This window comes from Actinomadura sp. NEAU-AAG7 (assembly GCF_018603865.1).
In the GTDB taxonomy this organism is placed as follows: Bacteria; Actinomycetota; Actinomycetes; order Streptosporangiales; family Streptosporangiaceae; genus Spirillospora; species Spirillospora litoris.
The window spans coordinates 29,916-51,710 of sequence record NZ_JAHFZY010000003.1 but is presented as its reverse complement, the minus strand read 5'-3'; the positions used below and the strand labels follow the sequence as shown (position 1 = coordinate 51,710).

The window sequence follows — 21,795 nt, the reverse complement described above, 5'->3', positions numbered from 1 at the left end:
CGAACCCCGCGGCGGCCGCGCGGGTCGCGCGAGCGTCGCGTGACCGCCGTGGCGTGCCCGCCGGACGAGAGCCCGGTTCCGGTGGGCGCGTCATGGCCCTCTCCCGAGGTGACGACGGGTGGGGTAAGACGAACCAGTCCGATCGGCAAGGGATACTAAGACCATGCGATTGTCCGCCCGGGTCGACTACGCGCTGCGTGCAGCCGCCGAGTTGGCGATCGCCGGAAGCCATCCGGTGACCGCCGTCCAACTCGCGGAGGCCCAGCAAATTCCACCCAAATTCCTTGAGAACATCCTCGGTCAGTTGCGCAGATCCGGCCTCGTCCGGAGCCAGCGCGGCCCCGAGGGCGGCTACTGGCTGGCGAGGCCGGCCGAACAGATCTCGCTCGCCGACATCATCCGCGCGATCGACGGGCCGCTGCTCGGCGTGCGGGGCGAGCGCCCCGAGCACGTCGGGTACGAGGGGCCCGCGCGTTCGCTCCAGGACGTGTGGATCGCCCTGCGCGCCAGCGAGCGCTCCATCCTCGAATCGGTCTCGCTCGGGCACATCGCCGCGGGCGAGCTGCCGCCGCCCGTCCGCAAGCTCACCGAGGACCCGTCGGCCTGGGAGAGCCCGTCCTTCATCTGATCCTCCGACGCCCCACCGAGGTTCCATGCCGGAAGGCGACACCGTCTGGCTGGCCGCCCGGCGCCTGCACGAGGCGCTCGCCGGGCGGCCTCTTACGCTGTCGGACTTCCGCGTCCCCCGGCACGCCACCGCCGACCTGCGCGGACGCGAGGTCCATGAGGCGCGCTCGCGCGGCAAGCACCTCCTGGTGCGGGTCGAGGGCGGGCTGACCGTCCACACGCACCTGATGATGGAGGGCCGCTGGCAGATCCGGCGCGCGGGGCCGCTGCCCCGCGACCACCGGATCCGGCTCGTGCTCGGGAACGCCGAGTGGCAGGCGCTCGGCTACTCCCTCGGCCTGGTGGAGCTGCTGCGCACCGCCGGGGAGGACGAGGCGGTCGGGCACCTCGGCCCCGACCTGCTCGCGCCCGACTGGGGCGCGGAGGCCGCGGCGGCCGCGGTGCGGCGGCTCGGGGAGCGGCCGGACCGGGAGATCGGCGAGGCGCTGCTCGACCAGACCGTGCTCGCCGGGATCGGCAACGTCTACAAGGCCGAGATCCTGTTCCTGAGCGGCGTCCACCCCTGGACGCCGGTCGCCGCCGTCCCCGACCGGCAGGCGATGGTCGACCTCGCGCACCGGCTGCTGGACGCCAACAAGGAGCGGCACGGCCACATCACGACCGGCGACCGGCGGCGCGGCCGGGAGCACTGGGTGTACGGGCGGGCCGGGCGGCCCTGCCGCCGCTGCGGCACCCCGGTCCGGCGCGCCGGCCAGACGTCCGACGTGGGCGTCCGGTCGACGTACTGGTGCCCCCGCTGCCAGCCCGCCCTCGCGGGCGGCTAGGTCAGGCCGCGGGTCGGCCCGCGGCGCGTTCGGCGCGGCGGGCTATCGTGCCGAGGATCTCCAGCCGGACGAAACCGGCGCCGCCCGCGCGGATCAGCGCCCAGTACGGGGAGAACGCGCGGCGCGCGAACGCGTCGGTGCCGCGCACGCGGGTCTCGAAGGACAGCAGGGAGCCCGCGCCCTCGGGGTCCACGCGCAGCGACAGCGCGACCTTCGCCCAGCCGGGCGCGGTGAAGGCGGTGAACTCCCCGGCGTCGCCGGGCTCGACCGGGGCCAGCTCTGGCTGGACCCGCCAGAACTTGGCGATCTTGCCCTTGACCAGCTCGGTGCCCTCGTCGACGAGCAGGGTGGGGGTCGGGAACGACTCCAGGAGCGGGCCCTTCAGCCGGGTGCGTCCCGCCGACCGCAGCCTCATGAGGTTCCGCGAGACGGGCAGCTCCTCGGCGGAGAGCGTCAGCATCGTGTCCCACACCGTCGCCGGGTCGGCGTCGATGTGCCGGGTGTAGCGGGAACGGAAGTCGGGGGCGGGCAGGATCGCGTCGAGCGCGGTGCCCTCCGCTCGTTCGGTCTTCATGGTGTCACTCCTTGGCGCCCAGCGCGGCGACCAGCGCCCCCGCCAGGCGGTCGGTGAGATCGGACGGCATGTCCCCGCCGCCGAGGAACAGGTGGGCGAAGACGGGCCCGAGGATCAGCACGTGGGCGAAGCCGACGTCCTCGGACGCCGGGGACGCGATCTCGCCGCGCCCGGCGGCGCGGTCGAGGATCTCGCCGAGGACGTCCCGCTCGCGGTCGACGAACCCGGCCGCGAACCGCTCCGACAGCGCCGGGTCGGCGGCGAGCTCGGCGACCAGGCCCGGCATGGCGAGCCGCGCGTGCGGCGCGGACAGCAGCGCGGCGACGTGCCGGGCGAGCGCGGCCAGGTCGCCGCGCAGCGTGCCGGTGTCGGCGGGCGGGACCGGCCGCTCCCCGTGCACGACGACGGCGAAGACCATCTCCGCCTTGGACCGCCAGCGGCGGTAGATGCCCGCCTTGCCGACCCCGGCCCGCGCCGCGACCCTGTCGATGCTGAGGCCCTGGTAGCCGTGCTCGACGAGCAGCTCGCGGACGGCCGCGGCGACGGCCTCGTCGACGTGCTCCGAACGTGGGCGGCCTCGGTTCATGCTCCGAGCATAAACGAAACGGAACGATCCGTAAATAATAGGTCGGCGCCCGTCCGGACTCCGGACTCCCGGACGGGTCGCCGCCTGTGCCGGGTCGCCGGATCCTGCGCCCGCGCTTCGATCGTGCGCCGCGCGGCCACCCAAGTCAATTCTCGGGTTTCCTTATTGATCTCTTAGGGATAGCTTGGGGCGATGACCCTGGACGACCTGCGGGTGTTCGTCGCGGTGTGCGAGGCGGGGAACCTGAGCGCCGTCGCGCGCGACCTGGCGTGCAGCCAGCCCGCCGTGAGCCAGCACGTCCGGCGGCTGGAGCGGGAGACCGGGCTCGTCCTGCTGGAGCGGCTGCCGCGCGGCGTCCGGCCGACCGGCGCGGGCCGCGTGCTGCTGCGCGCCGCCGCCGACGGCATCGCCGGGCTGGACGCGGCGCTCGGCCGGCTCGACGACCTGCGGCGCGGCGTGGGCGGCACGGTCCGGATCGCGACCGGCGCCACCACGGTGCGGCACTTCATGGCGGCGGGCGTCGCCGCGTTCCGGGCGCGCCATCCCGAGACCGCGCTCCGGTTCGAGACCGCCGGGTCGAGCCGCCGCTGCCTGGAGGCGGTGCGCTCGCACCGGGCGGATCTGGCCTGGGTCACGGTCGGACCGCCGCTGGAGGGCGTCGAGCAGCGCCCGGCGCGCGAGCTGCCCTGGGTCCTCGCCGTCCACGTGGACGACCCGCTGGCCGGGCGCGAGGCGGTCACGCTGGACGACCTCGCCGGGATCCGGCACATCGAGCTGCCCGCGCACTCCACGTCCCGCGTCCATCTGGAGACGCACCTCGACCGGCACGGCGTGCGGCTCGCCTCGACCACCGGCGTGGCCGACTGGGACACCGCGCTCCTGCTGGCCGAACTCGGGCTCGGGCACGCGATCCTGCCCGCGCTGCCCGGGTGGGGGGCGGGGACGGGCGACGTCCGCCTCGTCCCCGTGCCGGGGCTGCCGCCGCTCACCGCCGGATGGGCCGCGCGTCGCTTCGACGCGCTGAGCCCGCTCGCGCTGGAGTTCGCCGACACGGTCGTCGGCCGGCTCGCCGCCGCCTGACCTCCGGTCGGGCCTCGCTCAGGGGGTCTCGCGCAGGACGAAGGTGACGAACCCAAGCGTCCCGCGATAGCCGTGGAGCCAGGCGCGGCGATGCTCGTCGGCGGCCGCGAACGCGTCGGCACGGTCCTCCGGGTGGTCGATGCCCCACTGGGCGAGCGCGCCCGTCCAGGACCACTCGTAGTCGTCCCACTCGTGCCGGGTGCTGACGTGCGCGTAGACGATCGTCCAGCCGGCGGCGGCGATCCGGTCGGCGGTGGCGGGAAGACCGGCGTACTCGTCGGCGGTGAACCCCGCGTCGAGCGCAGCCCGCCCGGGTTCGCGCTCCCAGAAGCCGTCACCGGCGAGGACGGCGCCGCCGGGCGCCAGATGGCCGCGGGCGGCGGCCAGCGTCGGCATCAGCCCGCCGAACGCGTGCGCCGCGCCGACCGACAGCACCAGGTCGTAAGGCTCGGACGAGGTGAACGCGCGGGCGTCCCCCAGATGGAACGCGACCCGGTCGCCGAGCCCGGCCTCGGCGGCCCGCGCCCGTCCGGTGGCGAGGGCGCCCTCGTCCAGATCGACGCCGTCGGCGCGGAGCCCGGGGCGGCCGTCCAGAGCCCGCAGCAGCCACGCGCCGGTGTTGCAGCCGAGGTCGAGGACGCGTCCGCGCTCCGGCGCCGCGCGGTCGAGCAGGCGGCGGACCGACGCCTCCTCCAGCGGGCCCGCGATCGGATGGCGGGCGTGGGCGGCGGCGCTGATCTGCTCCCTGTTCATGACCCGCCATGCTGGCGGGCGCGGGGCCGGGCCGGCCACCGGTTATCGGGCCGCCCGCCGGTCCAGGCCGGGGGACGCGAGAAGACCCCAGTGCGGGACTGGGGCCTTCTCGCGGGCCGGACGCGTCTGCCTCCCATGGGGGCGGCCGACGGTCAGGTCTGCGCCTGGAACATCCAGTGCTGCTTCTCCAGCTGCGCGGTGATGCTGATGAGCAGGTCCTGCGTGATCGGGTCGGGCTCGTCGGTCTCGGCGACGCGCTCGCGGAACCGCGCGATGACCTGCGCCAGCGCGTCGGTCACCGCGGCGACGACCTTGTCGTCGGCGAGGTAGCCGGCCTCCAGCTGGGGCAGCGCGGTCCGGTCGGCGACGGTGCGGGCGCGGCCGTCGGGGTTCACGCCGATCGCGACCGCGCGCTCGGCGACGTCGTCCTGGCCCTCACGGGCGAGGTCCACGACCTCGTCGAGGTGCTCGTGAACGACCTTGAAGTTGCGTCCGGTCAGGTTCCAGTGGGCCTGCTTGGCCACGAGGGCGAGGTCGATCAGGTCGACCAGGGCGCCCTGCAGGGCGTTGCCGACGGTCTTCCGGGCGTCCTCGCCGAGCGGGCTCTTGACCTCCGCCATGGTGGGCTCCTTCCGCGTCGTTACGGTTGTCCGCTACAACGGGGTTAGATCCCCTCATATGCCGGGCTCATACGTGAGGCCGCGCACACTCGCGGCCCGTCTCGTGCGTGGGCTCGCGCGGGAACGTCCGCCCAGGCCGAAGGTCGTTTCGGGCGTGGACGAACGGGGGCTGGACGGCACCCGAGCGGGCCGTCCGGGCTCGGACGTGGGCTCGTGGGGAGGAGCGCCGCGTCCGGGCATGGGCGCGCCCGATGGGGCTTGGGCGCGCGTGGGACGGGTCAGGCCGCGACCATGTCGGCGCGGAGTTCCCCTGTGATCTCTTCCGGAGTCTCCGGAATGCTCTCGGCCGTGATGCGCTCGTGTTCGGGCGCACCCGCCATGACGGGCTCGTGCTGCAGCTCGGCGAGGGCCAGTTGATCCGCCACTTCCCTGAGCACGTGCGACAGCGGCACACCTAGGGCCTTGCAGATAGAAGAAAGCAACTCCGAAGAGGCTTCCTTCTGTCCCCGCTCCACCTCGGAGAGGTAGCCGAGGGAAACCCGCGCCGCCGCGGACACCTCACGGAGGGTGCGTCCCTGGCGCAGCCGCAGCTGCCGCAGTACGTCACCGAGCAGCTGGCGAAGCAGGACCATCGTCTCGCTCCCTCCCTCAGTTCGGACCATCTGCCGGTTCCACCGTACCCGCCCTGACGGTGACCGTGGCAGACCGTTGATTTCGTGTTCGCTCGGAACGTAACGCTGTAATCAGCCCCACTCTTCCCGATCGCGTCGAGACTCCTCGCTCCACTCGGCCACGTCAAGTCCGAGCAGGGCGCGTCTGAGCAGCTCAAGGGCATGGACGACGGTCATCCGCTGGATCACCGCGCGAATCTCCGGCCCCTTGCCCGGCACCGGGAGTTTCGGGCTGACCACAGTCCGCGTTCCCTCAGGACCGGCCAAACCGATGTAGACCGTTCCCACCGGACGGCCGTCCTGCGGCTCGGGACCCGCCACGCCGGTCACGGAGAGTCCGTAGGCGGTGCCGAGCCGGTCGCGGACGCCCGCCGCCATCGCGGCGGCGACGTCGGGGTGGACGGCGCCGTGCTCGGCCAGCAGGGCGTCCGGGACGCCGAGCAGCCGCGCCTTCATCTCGGTCGCGTAGGCGACGATCCCGCCCGCGTAGGTCTCGGACGAGCCGGGCGCCGCGGTCAGCTCGGCGCTGATGAGCCCGCCGGTCAGCGACTCCGCCGCCGCGACGGTCGCCGACCGCTCGACGAGCAGCCGGTGCACGACGCGGGCGAGCGTCTCGTCCTCGACGCCGTACACGACGTCGCCGAGCAGCTCGCGGACGCGCGCCTCGGCGGCGGCGAGCCGCCCCGGCGCGTCCGGCCCGGCGGCGGTGACGCGGATCTTCACCTCCGCGGGGTCGGGCAGGTAGGCGAGCCTGACGCCGTCCATGGCCTCGACCTCGGCGAGCCGGGTCGCGAGGACCGACTCCCACACGCGCGCGGTGCGCAGGGTGCGGCGCGCGACGCCGGGCGGCCCGGCGATCGCGGCGAGCTCGGGCAACACGACCTCGTCCATGATGGTGCGCATCTCGAACGGGACGCCCGGCAGCGCGTAGGCGATCCCGCCCGGCAGCTCGACGCGCAGGCCCGGCGCCGTCCCGGCGGAGTTGCGCAGCAGGCCCGCGCCCTCGGGCACCTCCGCCATGCGGAACGCCATCGGCTGCAACACCCGCCCCGACGCCTCGGCGCGCTCGCGCAGCCGCCGCTCCAGCGCCGGGTCGCGGACGAGCCCGACCCCGGCCGCCTTGGCGAGCGCGTCGCGGGTCACGTCGTCGTAGGTGGGGCCGAGGCCGCCGGTGGTGATGACCGCGTCGGCGCGCCCCAAGGCGGAGGCGACGGCCTCCACGATGACGTCCAGCTCGTCGCCGACGACCACGCTGCGCGTCACCTCGACGCCGTGGTCGGCGAGCCGCCGCCCGAGCCACGCCGCGTTCCCGTTGACCGTGTCGCCGAGGAGCAGCTCGTCCCCGACCGTGAGCAGTTCGACCCGCATCACGCCCCCCATCCTCGCCGTACCGCGTCCAGCGACCCGAATCTACAGCGGGCCGCCGACAGCCGGCCGGGCGCGGGCGCGGCGGCCGCCGCGCGGCCGGATCAGGACGCCGCATTCCGCTCTGCGGAAAATCGGAACGTGCCCAAGGGGCCACACCCACATTTCTCTTTTCGTCGCGCTGGAAATCGGGGGGCCGCGCATTGCATGCTGTATCACAGACACATCACTCACGGCGCGCGGACGGGAACGGGCCGAAGGAACGCTTCGTCGGCACGTGCTCGGCAAGATCATGGGCGTGGTGTCCGACTTGTCGGACTCTGATCGTGACGTTGTGAGTCAGAACTCATTTGCCCGTGCACAAAGCATTCCCATTCACAGGGATAATTGCCTGGGGCCCGAAGACCGGGCTGCGGGGCCACGACCGGGGTGGGCGCGGCCTCGCAGCCCACCTCCCCTGCTGCCCGGGGGTCGGTCAGGCCCGCGCGAGCCTGCGCAGCACGGCGCCGCAGCGCCGCGCGTAGGCGCGCTGGAACACCGGCATGAGCGGCCCGGCCAGCCGCCCCGCCGCCCCCGCCGGGCGGCTGAACGCGGTGACGGTCAGCCATACCTCGCCCGACTCGTCCCGGTGCACGACGAACGCCTCCTCCCCCGCGGCCGGATGGCCCGGGAGCGTCCCGTACGCCCATCCGGCGCGGTGCTCCTCCTCCCGCGTCCACACGACGCGGCACGGCGCCCTCAGCCGCAGCGGGCCGGCGCCGAGCCCGACCTCCACGCTCACCCCCGGCGCCACGCGCGGCGCCGACGCCCGCACACGCGCGGGCAGCGCCCGGTGCATCCAGAACTCCATCAGCGCGTCGGTCGCGTTCCGCATGACCGCCGGGCCCTCGCCGACGAGCGTGCGCACGCGCATGTGGCGGTAGCCGTCCGGCCGGTCGGCGTCCCAGGTCGCGCCGACCTCGGCGTAGGTGAAGTCCTGTGCGGTCATCGTCGTCCTCCCGGCGCCAGGATGCCGCAGCGCGCCCAACCTGACGAATCGGTGTCAGGTACCGTCCGGATCGCTGGCCTCGCCGCCGCGCGGCGCCGTACCGTCCGAGCCATGACCGCCGTCATCGCCGGGCTGACCGTGTACCCGATCAAGAGCGCGGGCGGCGTCGCGCTCGCCGAGGCCGACCTGACCGCGACCGGGCTGCGGCACGACCGCGCGTTCATGCTCGTCCGGCCGGACGGGCGGCACCTCTCGCAGCGCGAGGTGCCCGAGCTGGCGCTGCTGCGCCCGGGCTTCGACGGCGCGAAGCTGACCGTCGAGTCGCCGCTCGCGAGCGCGCCGCTGGTGTGGGAGGCGGCGGACGGCCCGGCCCGCGACGTGACCGTCCACGGGCGTCCCTGCCAGGGCGTCGACCAGGGCGATGAGCCCGCGGCGTGGTTCGGTGCGGCGCTCGGGCTGGAGTGCCGCCTCGTCCGCTTCACCGGGACGCGCCGCACCCTCCCCGGCGACGGGACCCTGGCGTTCGCCGACGGCTACCCCGTGTCGGTGCTGTCCCGCGAGTCGCTCGACGACCTGAACCGCCGCGTGGACGTCGCGCTCCCGATGAACCGGTTCCGCCCCAACATCGTCCTTGAGGGTCTGGGCCCGTACGGCGAGGACTCCGTCACCTCCCTGCGCGGGCGCGCGCCGGACGCCGTGGAGATCGACCTCGTCAGGCCGTGCGGCCGGTGCGTCATCATCAACACCGACCAGGAGACGGCGCGCCGCGCGCCCGCCCCGCTGCGCGCCCTCGGCCGCTACCGCGTCGAGCGCTTCGGCGGCGGGCGAGAGATCATGTTCGGGCGGCTGGGCGTGCCCCGCGTCCCCGGCGCGCTGCGCCTCGGCGACGCCCTCACGGCCACCTGAGGCCGCCTGGCGGCCTAGGAGGCCCCGTCCCCGCTCCGCCACAGCCGCCACGCCCGGACGAGGTAGTCCGCGCCGGTGACGACCGTGACGACCAGCGCCGCGCCCATCGTCGCCCAGCGCAGCGGGTCGAGCGGCCCCGGCAGGATGTAGAAGCCGATCGCGAAGACCTGGAGCAGCGTCTTCAGCTTGCCGCCCTTGCTCGCCGGGATCACCCCGCGCCGGATCACGACGAACCGCAGCACGGTGATGCCGATCTCGCGGACCATGATGGCGGCGGTCACCCACCACCACAGCTCCCCCATGACCGAGAGGCTGACCAGCGCGGCGCCGATGAGCGCCTTGTCGGCGATCGGGTCGGCGATCTTGCCGAAGTCGGTGACCAGGCCCCGGGCGCGGGCGAGGTCACCGTCGATCTTGTCGGTGATGGACGCGGCGGCGAACACCGCGAACGAGGCGAGCCGCCAGCCGGTGCCGTCCAGGAACAGCGTCCAGACGAACAGCGGGACCAGCGCGATCCGGACGAGCGTCAGCGCGTTGGCGATGTTGTAGACGCTGGCGCTCGGCGGCGGGTCGGGGGACGACCCCGCGACCGGGCCGGGGGCGCCCGCGATCACGGCACGTCCGCCGCCGCGCCCCGCGACACCTCCGCCGGCGCGCCCGCGGCGGCGCCGGTCAGCGCGTCCGCGATCAGGTCCACGCCGTCACTGCCGGTCACGCGGGCCGGGACGATCGCGCCGACCGCCAGGCCCTCGCCGCGGACGAGGACCGTGCCGTCCACCTCGGGCGCCTGGTGCGCGGCGCGCCCCTCGAACGCGCCGTCGGCCGCCTCCTCCTCCAGCAGGACCTCGACGACCGTGCCGACGCGGTCCTCGGCGCGCTGCGCGGTCAGCTCCTCGGCGAGCGCCGTCAGCTCCTCGACCCGGCGGGCGACCTCCGCCGGGTCGATCTTGCCGGGCAGGTTCGCGGCCTCGGTGCCGTCCTCGTCGGAGTAGCCGAAGACGCCGACCGCGTCCAGCCGCGCGGCGGTCAGGAACGCCGCCAGCTCCTCGACGTCGTCCTCGCTCTCGCCGGGGAACCCGACGATGAAGTTGGACCGCACGCCCGCCTCGGGCGCCAGCGCGCGGACCTGGGCGAGCAGGTCCAGGAACCGCTCGCGGTCGCCGAAGCGCCGCATCGAGCGCAGCACCGGCCCGCTCGCGTGCTGGAACGACAGGTCGAAGTAGGGCGCGACGCCGGGGGTGCCGCAGATCGCCTCGATGAGCCCCGGACGGGTCTCGGCGGGCTGGAGGTAGCTGACGCGGACGCGGTCGATGCCGTCCACGGCGGCGAGGTCGGGAAGGAGGCGCTCCAGCGCCCGCAGGTCGCCGAGGTCCTTGCCGTAGGACGTGGAGTTCTCGCTGACGAGCACGAGCTCGCGGGCGCCGTGCCCGGCCAGCCAGCGCGCCTCCTCCAGCACCTCCGCCGGCGGACGCGACACGTAGGCGCCGCGGAAGGCCGGGATCGCGCAGAACGTGCAGCGCCGGTCGCAGCCGGAGGCCAGCTTCAGCGGGGCCACCGGCCCGCCGCCGAGCCGCCGCCGCAGCACCCGGGGGCCGGACGCGGGGGCGACGCCGTCGGGCAGCGCGTCGTCCTCGTGGGCACCGCCGTGGCCCGGGATCGCCACGTCCCCGCTGGAGGCGGTGCGCTCGACCGGGCTGATCGGCAGGAGCGTGCGCCGGTCGCGCGGGGTGTGGGCCTGGTGCGCGCGCCCGGCGACGACGTCCTCCAGCCGCTCGCCGATCGCGGTGTAGTCGTCGAAGCCGATCACCGCGTGCGCCTCGGGCAGCGCCTCGGCCAGCTCCCTGCCGTACCGCTCGGCCATGCAGCCCGCCGCGACGACCTTCGCGCCGGAGTCGTGCGCGGCCAGCAGCGTGTCGATGGAGTCCTTCTTCGCCGCCTCGATGAAGCCGCAGGTGTTGACCACGACCACGTCGGCGTCGCCGCTGCCCTCGGCGAGGTCCCAGCCCGCGTCCTCGATCCGTGCCGCCAGCTCCTCGGAGTCGACCTCGTTGCGGGCGCAGCCGAGCGTGATGAGTGAGACCTTACGCCGTGTGGACATGCCCCTAAGGTAATGGGCGCGGGAGCCCCGGCCGACCAGCGGGCCGTCAGGCCGTCTTCGGGTCGTCGCGCCCGAAGCTGAGCTGCTGCACGCCCCGGCCCTTGCCGGGCGAGCCGATGTCCTTGCCGTTGACGGTCATCCGGACGCCGCCGCCGACGCCGATCACGACGCTGATCTTCTTCTTGGCGGTCCAGCGCTTGTGGTCGCCCTGGCGGAGCATGCCGCTGAACAGCGGCGCGCCCTTGTCGCCGCGCACGCTGACCCAGGTCGTCCGCCTGACCTGGACGGCCAGCTCGACGTGCTTGCGCGGCGCGGCCACGACCGGGTCGCTGCGCTTGGGCGGCGCCGTCGTCGGGCGCGGCGGGGCCGGCGCGGCCGGGGTGCCGGCGACCTGCTGGGCGGTGCGCCGCTCGCTCCCGCCGCCGTGCCCGACGACCTGCACGATCCCGTAGATCACCACGAGCGCCAGGGCGAGCGCCATCGCGGCGCTCCAGTTCGGGGAGCGGCGCTCGCGGAAGGCGACCGGCTGCTCGGGCTCGAACGCCGACACGGCCGACACGGGTTGCGGCGCGCCGCCGTGCGTCGCGTCGAACTCGGCGACCAGCGGTTCCGGATCGATGCCGATCACGCGGGAGACGCTGCGGATGTGGCCGCGGGCGTAGAAGTTGCCGCCGCAGGTGGAGAAGTCGTCCGACTCCATGCCGCGGATGACGGTCTCGCGTATCCGCGTCTGGAGACTGACCTGGGTCACCGAGAGACCGGCCTGCTGACGCTCCGTCGCCAAGGTCTCTCCGATGCTCACGCCGAGCCTCCTTTGAGCGCGCCCATGGCCTACCACACGATCCGGTGACATCAGTCTAGGAACCGCAATGCCCGCTGAGCGACAGCCAACACGTTCGAAACTGGGCAAGATTTCGCATCATTCCGCCATCGCCCCGCCCGCCACCCTTCCCACGGGAGGGAACCGTCCGCACTCCGCGGCGAGACCTCCGGGGAACGCGCCGCCGAACACCGGGTGCGGTCGGCTCATGGTCGGTCTTCGGCCGCCCGCCGGCGGTCAGCCCCCGCGCAGTTCCGCCAGGACGCCGGGAAGGTCGTCGGGCTTGGCGAGGACGTCCCGCGCCTTGGACCCCTCGCTCGGCCCGACGATGTCGCGGCTCTCCATCAGGTCCATGAGCCGCCCGGCCTTGGCGAAGCCGACGCGCAGCTTGCGCTGGAGCATCGAGGTGGACCCGAACTGGGTGGACACCACCAGCTCGATCGCCTGGACGAGCAGGTCCATGTCGTCGCCGATCTCCTCGTCGATCTCCTTCTTCGGCGCGTTGGACTCGGCGACGTCCTCCCGGTAGTTCGCCTCCATCTGCCCCTTGCAGTGGTCGACGACGCCGTGGATCTCCTTCTCGGCCACGTAGGCGTTCTGGATGCGCATGGGCTTGCTCGCGCCCATCGGCAGGAACAGCGCGTCGCCCTGCCCGACGAGCTTCTCCGCGCCCGGCTGGTCGAGGATGACGCGGCTGTCGGCCAGCGAGGACGTCGCGAACGCCAGCCGGGACGGGACGTTGGCCTTGATGAGCCCGGTGACGACGTCCACCGACGGGCGCTGCGTCGCGAGCACGAGGTGGATGCCGGCGGCGCGGGCGAGCTGGGTGATGCGGACGACCGAGTCCTCGACGTCGCGCGGCGCGACCATCATCAGGTCGGCCAGCTCGTCGACGATGACCAGCATGTACGGGTAGGGCGTGTAGACGCGCTCGCTGCCGGGCGGCGCGGTGAGCTTGCCCGCCTTCACCGCCTTGTTGAAGTCGTCGATGTGCCGGAACCCGGACGCGGCGAGGTCGTCGTAGCGGCGGTCCATCTCGCCGACGACCCAGTCGAGCGCCTCGGCGGCCTTCTTGGGGTTGGTGATGATCGGGGTGATCAGGTGCGGGATGCCCTGGTACATCGTCAGCTCGACGCGCTTGGGGTCGACCAGGATCATCCGCACCTCGTCGGGCGTGGCCCGCATCAGGATCGAGGTGATGAGCCCGTTGATGCAGGTCGACTTGCCCGCGCCGGTGGCGCCCGCGATGAGGATGTGCGGCATCTTGGCGAGGTTGGCGACGACCGTGCGGCCCTCGACGTCCTTGCCGAGGCCGACGATCATCGGGTGGTGCTCGTTGGTGGCGGCGGGCGAGCGCAGCACGTCGCCGAGGCTGACGATGTCCTTGTCGACGTTGGGGATCTCCACGCCGATCGCCGACTTGCCGGGGATCGGGGAGATGATGCGCACGTCGGCGCTCTTCACCGCGTAGGCGATGTTCTTGGTGAGCGCGGTGACCTTCTCGACCTTGACGGCGGGGCCCAGCTCGATCTCGTACCGGGTGATCGTCGGGCCCCGGGTGAACCCGGTGACCTGCGCGTCGATGTCGAACTGGTCGAGCACGCCCGACAGCGCGTTCACGACGGTGTCGTTGGCCTTGGTGCGCGGCTTGGCGACGCTGCCGGGCCGCAGCGCCGACGCGTCGGGCAGCGCGTAGATCTCGCCGGAGGAGGACAGCGGGAGCTGCTCGGAGCTGCGCGGCGCCGGCGTCGGGTCGGGCACGGCGTGGGCGTCCGCCGGCTCGGGCACATCGGGCAGGTCGGGCAGCTCGGGGAGGTCGTCGGGGACGGGCTCGTCGTCGGAGGGCGGGGCGGGCGGCGGGACCTCGGCGCCGAACGGGTCGGGCTCGAACAGGTCGTCGACGAGGTCGCGGCCGGACCGGTCGGCGCGGCCGCCGCGCTCGCCCTTGCGGGGCGCGTCCTCCAGCAGGGGCGTGTCGTAGGGCTTGGAGTGCTCGCCGACCTCCAGCTCGCCGTCCTCCAGGGCCTCGCCGTCGGCCTTCCTGCTCTTGCGGCGGCGCTTCTTCGGGGCCTCCTCGGCGGGCGCCCCGTCCTCGGCGTCGCGTGCCGGACGGCCCTGGAGCGTCGCGAGCGTCCACAGGTCGCCGAACCGCTCGGGGACCTTGTTGATGGGGGTCGCGGTGACGACCAGCAGCCCGAAGAACGACAGGAGCAGCAGCAGCGGGACGGCCACCCAGCCGCTCAGCCCGGCCTCCAGCGGCGCCGAGACCACCCAGCCGAGGACGCCGCCCGCGTCGCGCACGGCCGGCATGTCCTTGGCGGGGGACGGCACGCCCGCCGCGATGTGCAGCACGCCGAGGACGCCGACGGCGAGCGCGGTGCAGCCGATGACGACGCGGCCGGTGTCCTCGTGCTGCTCGGGGTGGCGGAGCGTCTGCCAGGCCAGCAGCAGCAGCAGGACCGGCAGCACGACCGCCATCAGCCCGAGCCCGCCGCGCACGACCTTCTCCAGCGCGATCGTGACGACGCCGTCGGGCCGGAACCAGGTGACCGAGGCCAGCACGATGGACGAGCCGAGCAGCGCGAGCCCGAGCCCGTCGCGGCGGTGCTCGGGGTCGAGGCTCCGGGCGCTGTTGCCGTAGGCGCGGAACAGCGACCCGACCGAGACCGCCGCGAGCTGGTAGAGCTTGAACACGAGCTGGGCGAACCCTGAGATGACCTGGACGATCGGATGGGGCTGCGGGGCCGCGGGCCGCCGCCCGCCCGAGCCGCGCGCCGCACCCTTCGCGCCGCCCTTCGCCCCGCCCTTCGCAGCGCCTTTGGCGCCGCCCTTGGACGCGCCGCCGGACGGGCGTTTGCGGGGGGTGGAGCTCGCGGGCTTACGAGCCGCGCTGCCCCCGGCACGCGAGGTGCTCTTCGCTCCGGACGCACGTGTGGCCATGATGATGAGAGTAACCAAGGAGCCTGGCGGTTCCTTGGAGAAGCGAACGGCGTGTCGCCCCGCCGGTGACGGTCGTGACCCCGGGGAACGCCGAGGCCGCACATATCGGAACGTTCCGATATATGCGGCCTGCTGGGACCGTTCCGCTATGCCCGGATGGCCGGAACGGTCCTACACCTCGACGATCACAGGGATGATCATGGGACGGCGGCGGTAGGTGTCGCTCACCCACTTGCCGACCGTGCGCCGGACGAGCTGGCTGATCTGGTGCAGGTCGTTGACCCCGTCGCCCGCCGCGTCCCGCAGCACCTGGTCGATGCGCGCCAGGACCTCGTCGAAGTCCTCGTTGACGATGCCGGCGCCGCGGGCGTGGATCTCCGGACCCGCGACGACCTTGCCGGAGGAGGAGTCGATGCCGATCACGATGGAGACGAAGCCCTCCTCGCCGAGGATCCGCCGGTCCTTCAGGGAGGTCTCGGTGACCTCGCCGACCGACAGGCCGTCGACGTAGACGTACCCGGCGGGGACCGCGCCGACGATGCTCGCCTTCCCCTCGACGAGGTCGACGACGACGCCGTCCTCGGCGATGACGATGTTCTCGTCGGGGACGCCGGTCAGCGCGGCGAGCTTGGCGTGCGCCCGCAGGTGCCGCCACTCGCCGTGGATCGGCATGAAGTTGCCCGGCTTGGTCATGTTGAGCACGTACAGCAGCTCGCCCGCCGAGGCGTGCCCGGACACGTGCACCAGCGCGTTGCCCTTGTGCACGACCCGCGCGCCCCACCGGGTGAGCCCGTTGATGACCCGGTTGACCGCGTTCTCGTTGCCGGGGATCAGCGAGGACGCCAGCATGACGGTGTCGCGGTCGGTGATGCGGATCTGCTGGTGGTCGCGGTTGGCCATCCGCGACAGCGCCGACATCGGCTCGCCCTGCGAGCCGGTGCACACGAGGACGAGGCGGTCGGCGGGGACGTCCTCCAGCTCCTTCGGCTCGACCATGATGCCCTCGGGCACGTTCAGGTAGCCGAGCTCGCGCGCGACGCCCATGTTGCGGACCATGGAGCGGCCGATGAAGCACACCTTGCGGCCGTTAGCGACGGCGGCGTCCAGCACCTGCTGGACGCGGTGGACGTGCGAGGCGAAGCAGGCGACGATCAGCCGCTCCTGCGCGGTGCGGAACACCTCGTCCACGACGGGGCCGATGTTGCGCTCGCTCGGCACGAAGCCGGACACCTCGGCGTTGGTGGAGTCCGACAGGAGCAGGTCGATGCCCTCGGCGCCGAGCCGGGCGAACCCGGGCAGGTCGGTGAGCCGGCCGTCCAGCGGGAGCTGGTCCATCTTGAAGTCGCCGGTGTGCAGCACGAGCCCGGCCCCGGTGCGGACCGCGAGGGCGAGCGCGTCGGGGATCGAGTGGTTGACGGCGAGGAACTCGCAGTCGAACGGGCCGAAGGTGCTCCGGTCGCCCTCGCCGACCACCCGGGTGACGGGCCGGATGCGGTGCTCGGTGAGCTTGGCCTCCAGCAGCGCCAGCGTCAGCCGCGACCCGACGAGCGGGATGTCGGGCCGCTCGCGCAGCAGGTAGGGGACGGCGCCGATGTGGTCCTCGTGGCCGTGGGTCAGCACGACGGCCTCGATGTCGTCGAGCCGGTCCCTGATGTAGTCGAAGTCGGGCAGGATCAGGTCGATCCCGGGCTGCTCGGTCTCGGGGAAGAGCACGCCGCAGTCGACGACGAGCAGGCGTCCGCCGTACTCGTACACCGTCATGTTGCGGCCGATCTCCCCGAGGCCGCCGAGCGCGACGATGCGCAGGCCGTCCGCGGGCGGTTCGGGCGGGTCGGAGAGCTCCGGGTGAGGATGGCTCACCGGGCGACCTCCGGGATCGTTTCGGGCACTTTTACTCCCCCTGTCGTCAGGTCCTCACGCAGGCGTGCCGCGAACTCCGGCGTGGCCTCCACCAGCGGCGCGCGGAGCGGGCCGCCTCCGGGGAGGCCGAGCAGGTTCAGCGCTGCCTTGACGGCGATGGCGCCCTGCGTGCGTGTCATGATCGCGGTGACCACGGGCAGCAGCCGGCGGTGGATGTCCAGCGCCCGACCGTGCTCACCGGCGCGGTATGCGTCGATCATCTCATGGAGCTCGGTGCCGACGACATGCCCGACCACGCTGACGAAGCCCGCCGCCCCGACCGACAGCCACGGCAGGTTGAGCACGTCGTCGCCGGAGTACCACACGAGGTCGGTCTCGGCCATTACCCGGGAGGCGCCGAAAAGGTCGCCCTTGGCGTCCTTGACGGCGAGGATCCGGGGGTGCTCGGCGAGCCGCAGCAGCGTCTCGTTGTGGATCGGCACCCCGGTGCGGCCCGGGATGTCATAGAGCATCGCGGGCAGGCCGGTGGCGTCGGCGACCGCCGTGAAGTGGCGGACGAGCCCCTCCTGCGGCGGCTTGTTGTAGTACGGCGTGACCACCAGCAGGCCGTGCGCGCCGGCGGTCTCGGCCTGCCGCGCGAGTTTCAGCGTGTGCTCGGTGTGGTTCGTCCCGGCACCGGCGACGATCACCGCGCGGTCGCCGACCGCCTCGATGACCGCGCGCAGCAGGGTGGACTTCTCCTCGTCGCTCGTCGTCGGCGACTCGCCCGTCGTCCCGCTGACGACGAGGCCGTCATGGCGCCGCTCGTCGACCAGATGGGTCGCGAGGCGCGCGGCGCCGTCGTAGTCGACGCCGCCGTCGGGCAGGAACGGAGTGACCATCGCGGTCAGCATCCGCCCGAACGGCGCGTCGGTCGTTGTGCTGGGTGCCATGCATCGAACGGTACCGTTCCGGCCGGTCGGCGTGGACCCGCAGGTCCCTCCTAGTCAGGGAATATCCCGCCCTGGCGCCCCGGGCCGCCGCCCGCGGGCCGGAACCGGGCGGGGGACACCGCCCGCGCACCGCCGAAAACGGGCCCGGCGGCCGGGATCCGGCCGCGCTTCTGGAGGATCCGCCGCCACACGCTCGGGGGTACGCGTGGCGGCGGCTCCATCACCACATCGTTGCACGCAAACGCGACGTTACGGGGTCAGTCCGGCCACTTCCCGGACTCGGTTGGATAACATGACCCTGCTCGCCCTGGCGTTGCCCGCGGCACCCCGATCGGGTGCCCGGCGGGTGGTTCAGCGCGCGGCCCCGGCGGCGGCCGTCCCGGCGGGCCATTCCGCGCGGTAGCGCGCCCACTCGGCGTCGTCGGTCGTCCAGTCCGCGTAGACGCCCACGCCGAAGGGGCGTTCCGGCGGCCGCTCCAGGTCGTCCACGCCGCGCCGGATGCCCCGGAGCGCGACCGCGAGGTCCTCCGCCCACGGCACCAGCGGCCGGTACGTCGGGACGCCCATGAACACCGTCGTGCGGTCCCCGATCAGCTCCAGCGTCCAGCGGGTGTGCCGGGCGAAGTGCCATCCGGCCAGCGCCTTCGTCGGCAGCGACACGTCGTAGGTCATGATCGCGACCTGGTCCGCCCGGTCGGCGATCCTGAGGAGGAACTCCCTGGTCGGACGCGGCGGGTAGTGCACCGGACCGTGCCGCGGCACGAGCGCCTTGTAGACGGGCTGGAGCGCGTCGAACAGCGTCGGCTGCTCCAGCGCGACCGACAGCAGCCGCCCCCGGGACCGGGTCAGGGCGCGCGTGGCGTCCATCAGCGCCAGGAACGCGGTGTCGTCGGGGTAGATCGGCTCGAAGTCGTAGTGGATGCCGTCGAACCCGGCGTCGAGGAGCGCCGCGTCGCTGCCCAGCACCCGCGCGCGGACGGCCGGGTCGTCGAGGTCGGTGACCCCGTGGCCCTCGACCGTCCGGATCTGGCCCAGGTACGCCTGCGCGCGGACGCCCGGCGCGTACTCGCGCACGGCCCCGAGGAGCTGCTTGGCGTAGCGGTACTTGGCCGGGGGGACGGTCCCGTCCGCCTCGAAGGGGCCGGCGTGGAAGTACACGTCGGTGATCCGGTTGCGCTTGAGCAGATCCGCGAACGCGCGGTACTCGGCGTCGGTGTGCGGCTCCCCCACCCACTGGTGCCGCGCCCACAGCGCGTTCACCTCCGTGCCGGGCGCGCGCGGCTCCCGCTGCCACCACACGAAGGCGCCGCTGACGGTGATCGCGGCGAGCCCCAGCGCGTAGGCCGCCGCCCAGGCCGTCCAGCGCAGGGAGCGCAGGAGCAGCCGCCGCCAGGACGTTCCACCCGATCGCCGCATCCCGCCATGATCGCGGATCAGTGGGCGGTTCGGACGCGGACGGCATGCGGCGGCCACGGGACGATCATGTTTCGGTCGGGATCGCGGGTCGCGCGCGCGATCCGTTGACACCGCCGGAACGATGTGGTGACCAGGCGGTTCGTCGGACGCGGACCCGGCAGGGTCCGCGCCCCTCCGCTGCGAGGCGTGAGCCGCCCGGTCCGAACCCCGTTTCATCGGGATGGAGGTCGAGCGTCATGCGAGGACGACCGAACCGGGCCGAACCGAAACCCCTGCTCAGCACGCGCGCCCTGGTGATCCTGATCGCCGCGGTGGGCGCCGCCGCCCTGTGCGCCGCCGCGCCCGGGGCCGCCGTCCCGATCGGCGTGGGCGTCGGGGTCGTCACGCTGCTGGTACAGATCGTCCGGGACTGACCGGACCCGGCCGCGCGCCGCCGGCGCGTCCCGGCGGACGCGCGTCCGCTGGGTCAGCGCCACGCACACGAGGACGCCGACGGCGGCGAGCGCGGTGGTGGCGTCGATCGACTCCTCCAGTAGGAGGGCCGACCACACCAGCGTCAGGACGGGCTGGGTCAGCTGCACCTGGCTGGCGCGGGCGATCCCGGCCCGCGCCAGGCCCTCGTACCAGGCGAAGAAGCCGAGGTAGGCGGAGAACGCGGTCACGTAGCCGAAGCCGAGGGCGGCGCGCCCCGTCCAGTGCGGGCCGGTGGTGGCCAGCAGCCAGCCGGTCACCGGGACGGTGACCGGCGCGGCCAGGACCAGCGCCCAGGAGATCACGCGCCAGCCGGGCATGTCGCGGGTGAGCCGCGCGCCCTCGGCGTATCCGGCGGCGGCGGCCAGCAGCGCGGCGAACAGCAGCAGGTCGCCGACCGTGAGGCGGCCCGCGCCGCGCACGAGCGCGAAGCCGGTGACGCAGGCGGCGCCCGCCCCGCTCGCGAGCCAGAACGCGCGGGAGGGCCGCTCCCCCGCGCGCAGGACGGCGAGCACGGCGGTCGCGGCGGGCAGCAGCCCGATCACGACGGCGGAGTGGCCGGAGGATGCGCCCCGGTCGAGCGCGAGCGTGGTCAGCACCGGGAACCCGAAGATCACTCCGGCGCAGACGACCGCGAGCCCGGGGAGCTGGTCGCGCCGGGGCCGCCGGGCGCGCACCGCCAGGAGCGCGATCGCGGCGAGCCCGGCCGCGGCGGCGGACCGGCCGACGCCGATCACGTAGGGGTCGAGCCCCTCCAGCCCGAACTCGGTGCCGGGGAAGGTGAAGGAGTAGATCAGGACACCGATCGAGGCGAGCCACAGCCCGCCGGCCGCTACCGGCGTGGAGGCGGTAGCGCTATCGTGATTCCTCATGCAACAAGATAGCAGCGTGCTCTCCCTGGCCGATCGGCTGCGCGCGGAGGTGCGCGGGCTGAATCCTGGGGAGCGGCTGCCGTCGAGCCGGTCGCTGGTCGAGCGGCACCGGGTCAGCCCGGTGACGGTCTCGCGGGCGCTGGGGCTGCTCGCCGCCGAGGGGCTGGTCGTCACCCGCCCGGGGAGCGGCACGTTCGCCGCCGACCGCCCGGCGCCCGCCGAGCCGTCCGACCCGGGCTGGCAGGCGGTGACGCTCGGCGACCGGGCGGTCGACGCCTCCGGGGTGTCGTGGCTGCTCACGCCCGCGCCGGAGGGCACGGCCGCGCTCAGCGGCGGGTACCTGCACCCGACGCTCCAGCCGGTCCGCGCGCTCGCGACGGCGGCGGCCAGGGCGGCCCGGCGGCCGGACGCGTGGGAGATGCCCGCGCTCGGCGGCCTGCCCGAGCTGCGCGCCTGGTTCGCCCGGACGGTCGGCGGCGGCGTCGCGCCGTCCGACGTGGTGATCACCAGCGGCGGGCAGCAGTCGCTGACGACCGTGCTGCGGGCGCTGCTGCCGCCCGGCGCGCCCGTGCTGGTGGAGTCGCCGACCTACCTGGGCGTGCTCGCGGTGGCGCGGGCGAGCGGGCTGCACCCGGTGCCCGTCCCGGTGGACGCGGGCGGCGTGCGGCCCGACCTGCTCGCCGAGGCGTTCGCGATGAGCGGCGCGCGAGTGCTGTACTGCCAGCCCGCCTTCCACAACCCGACCGGGGCGGTGCTGTCGGCGGAGCGCCGCGAGCGGGTGCTCGCGGTGGCGCGGGCGGCGGGCGCGTTCGTGGTCGAGGACGACTTCGCGCGGCACCTCGGCATCGACCCGCCCCCGCCGCCGCTGGTCGCGCGGGACGGCGAGGGCCGCGTCGTGCACATCGCCTCGCTCACCAAGGCCACCGCGCCGAGCCTGCGGGTCGCCGCGGTGATCGCGCGCGGCCCGGTCGCGGAGCGGATCCGCGCGACGCAGCTCGTCGAGGAGTTCTTCCCCGCGCGGCCGTTGCAGGAGACCCTGCTCGAACTGGTCAGCTCGCCGGGCTGGCCCCGGCACCTGCGCACCGTCCGCGCGGCGCTGCGGTCGCGGCGCGACGCCGTCCTCGCCGCGATCGCGCGCGACCTGCCGGAGGTGCGGACGAGCCGCCCGGCGGGCGGCTTCCACATGTGGCTGCGGCTGCCCGAAGGGGTGGACGACGTGGACCTGGCCGAGGCGGCGCTCCGCGCGGGCGTCCTGGTCAGCGCCGGGCGCCCGTTCTTCCCCGCCGAGGCCCCGGCCCCTCACCTGCGGATCAGCTACGGCACGGCGGCCTCGGAGGCGGAGCTGGCCGAGGGCGTCCGGCGGCTGGCCTCCGTCCTGCCGCGCTGACCTCC

20 protein-coding genes are annotated in these 21,795 nt (G+C 74.0%); 5 read left to right on the top strand and 15 right to left on the bottom strand.

Translation table 11 applies throughout. The features are described from left to right. The first annotated feature begins 163 nt into the window (after window positions 1-163). Complete coding sequence (locus tag KLI87_RS14885) at window positions 164-628, top strand: Rrf2 family transcriptional regulator (RefSeq protein WP_156219244.1); 465 nt, start codon at window positions 164-166, stop codon at window positions 626-628. Window positions 629-653: 25 nt separating this feature from the next. Continuing rightward, entirely contained in the window at window positions 654-1,451 is a 798-nt protein-coding gene (locus KLI87_RS14880) for a DNA-formamidopyrimidine glycosylase family protein (protein ID WP_214617561.1), read from the top strand. 1 nt (window position 1,452) lies between these two features. Here KLI87_RS14880 and KLI87_RS14875 read toward each other — a convergent pair whose 3' ends face one another. Next, window positions 1,453-2,025, bottom strand: coding sequence for a hypothetical protein (locus KLI87_RS14875; RefSeq protein ID WP_156219242.1), 573 nt, complete (start codon window positions 2,023-2,025; stop codon window positions 1,453-1,455). A 4-nt stretch (window positions 2,026-2,029) separates the two neighbouring features. Then, window positions 2,030-2,611 carry a TetR/AcrR family transcriptional regulator gene (locus tag KLI87_RS14870; protein WP_214617559.1) on the bottom strand — a complete coding sequence of 194 codons (582 nt, stop codon included), beginning with the start codon at window positions 2,609-2,611 and terminating at the stop codon, window positions 2,030-2,032. 192 nt (window positions 2,612-2,803) lie between these two features. On the opposite strand from KLI87_RS14870, the gene KLI87_RS14865 reads away from it, so the two are divergent. Next, entirely contained in the window at window positions 2,804-3,691 is an 888-nt protein-coding gene (locus KLI87_RS14865) for a LysR family transcriptional regulator (RefSeq protein ID WP_156219240.1), read from the top strand. A gap of 18 nt (window positions 3,692-3,709) precedes the next feature. Here the strand turns inward: KLI87_RS14865 and KLI87_RS14860 are convergent, their stop codons facing one another. The 5 genes from KLI87_RS14860 to KLI87_RS14840 all read right to left on the bottom strand — a co-directional run bounded on the left by KLI87_RS14860 (window position 3,710) and on the right by KLI87_RS14840 (window position 8,088). Beyond that, on the bottom strand, window positions 3,710-4,444 hold the full coding sequence (locus KLI87_RS14860) for a cyclopropane-fatty-acyl-phospholipid synthase family protein (protein ID WP_214617557.1): 735 nt from the start codon (window positions 4,442-4,444) through the stop codon (window positions 3,710-3,712). 152 nt (window positions 4,445-4,596) lie between these two features. Further along, window positions 4,597-5,064, bottom strand: a complete 468-nt coding sequence (locus KLI87_RS14855; protein ID WP_156219238.1) for a Dps family protein — start codon at window positions 5,062-5,064, stop codon at window positions 4,597-4,599. Between the two features lie 278 nt (window positions 5,065-5,342). Then, window positions 5,343-5,696, bottom strand: a complete 354-nt coding sequence (locus KLI87_RS14850; RefSeq protein ID WP_156219237.1) for a helix-turn-helix domain-containing protein — start codon at window positions 5,694-5,696, stop codon at window positions 5,343-5,345. 111 nt (window positions 5,697-5,807) lie between these two features. Further along, complete coding sequence (locus KLI87_RS14845; RefSeq protein WP_214618067.1) at window positions 5,808-7,103, bottom strand: CinA family nicotinamide mononucleotide deamidase-related protein; 1,296 nt, start codon at window positions 7,101-7,103, stop codon at window positions 5,808-5,810. A 472-nt stretch (window positions 7,104-7,575) separates the two neighbouring features. Next, window positions 7,576-8,088: a DUF1990 family protein gene (locus KLI87_RS14840; RefSeq protein ID WP_156219236.1), complete on the bottom strand. Its 513-nt coding sequence runs from the start codon at window positions 8,086-8,088 to the stop codon at window positions 7,576-7,578. A 111-nt stretch (window positions 8,089-8,199) separates the two neighbouring features. On the opposite strand from KLI87_RS14840, the gene KLI87_RS14835 reads away from it, so the two are divergent. Continuing rightward, on the top strand, window positions 8,200-8,994 hold the full coding sequence (locus KLI87_RS14835; RefSeq protein ID WP_214617555.1) for an MOSC domain-containing protein: 795 nt from the start codon (window positions 8,200-8,202) through the stop codon (window positions 8,992-8,994). A gap of 14 nt (window positions 8,995-9,008) precedes the next feature. On the opposite strand, the gene KLI87_RS14830 is transcribed toward KLI87_RS14835, so the two are convergent. From KLI87_RS14830 to KLI87_RS14795, 8 genes are all read right to left on the bottom strand, one after another. Further along, on the bottom strand, window positions 9,009-9,608 hold the full coding sequence (locus tag KLI87_RS14830; protein ID WP_214617553.1) for a CDP-alcohol phosphatidyltransferase family protein: 600 nt from the start codon (window positions 9,606-9,608) through the stop codon (window positions 9,009-9,011). Then, the gene (gene rimO / locus KLI87_RS14825; protein ID WP_214617552.1) at window positions 9,605-11,092 is read right to left on the bottom strand and encodes a 30S ribosomal protein S12 methylthiotransferase RimO; all 1,488 of its coding nucleotides are present in this window, start codon (window positions 11,090-11,092) and stop codon (window positions 9,605-9,607) included. Before rimO ends, KLI87_RS14830 begins: the two co-directional genes overlap by 4 nt. 46 nt (window positions 11,093-11,138) lie before the next feature. Further along, the gene (locus KLI87_RS14820; RefSeq protein ID WP_214617550.1) at window positions 11,139-11,894 is read right to left on the bottom strand and encodes a helix-turn-helix domain-containing protein; all 756 of its coding nucleotides are present in this window, start codon (window positions 11,892-11,894) and stop codon (window positions 11,139-11,141) included. Window positions 11,895-12,149: 255 nt separating this feature from the next. Then, window positions 12,150-14,852 carry a DNA translocase FtsK gene (locus KLI87_RS14815; protein WP_214617548.1) on the bottom strand — a complete coding sequence of 901 codons (2,703 nt, stop codon included), beginning with the start codon at window positions 14,850-14,852 and terminating at the stop codon, window positions 12,150-12,152. A gap of 171 nt (window positions 14,853-15,023) precedes the next feature. Further along, window positions 15,024-16,712 carry a ribonuclease J gene (locus tag KLI87_RS14810; RefSeq protein WP_214617546.1) on the bottom strand — a complete coding sequence of 563 codons (1,689 nt, stop codon included), beginning with the start codon at window positions 16,710-16,712 and terminating at the stop codon, window positions 15,024-15,026. Continuing rightward, entirely contained in the window at window positions 16,709-17,644 is a 936-nt protein-coding gene (gene dapA, locus KLI87_RS14805) for a 4-hydroxy-tetrahydrodipicolinate synthase (protein ID WP_214617540.1), read from the bottom strand. The genes KLI87_RS14810 and dapA overlap by 4 nt, the downstream gene beginning before the upstream one ends. 351 nt (window positions 17,645-17,995) lie before the next feature. Next, the gene (locus KLI87_RS14800) at window positions 17,996-19,060 is read right to left on the bottom strand and encodes a hypothetical protein (protein ID WP_250903903.1); all 1,065 of its coding nucleotides are present in this window, start codon (window positions 19,058-19,060) and stop codon (window positions 17,996-17,998) included. A 212-nt stretch (window positions 19,061-19,272) separates the two neighbouring features. After that, window positions 19,273-20,403, bottom strand: coding sequence for a DMT family transporter (locus tag KLI87_RS14795; protein WP_156219230.1), 1,131 nt, complete (start codon window positions 20,401-20,403; stop codon window positions 19,273-19,275). Here KLI87_RS14795 and KLI87_RS14790 point away from each other — a divergent pair. Next, window positions 20,402-21,790 (top strand): PLP-dependent aminotransferase family protein, encoded by a 1,389-nt coding sequence (locus KLI87_RS14790; protein WP_214617538.1) that lies wholly within the window; start codon window positions 20,402-20,404, stop codon window positions 21,788-21,790. The two genes, KLI87_RS14795 and KLI87_RS14790, sit on opposite strands and share 2 nt — an antisense overlap. Window positions 21,791-21,795: the final 5 nt, after the last annotated feature.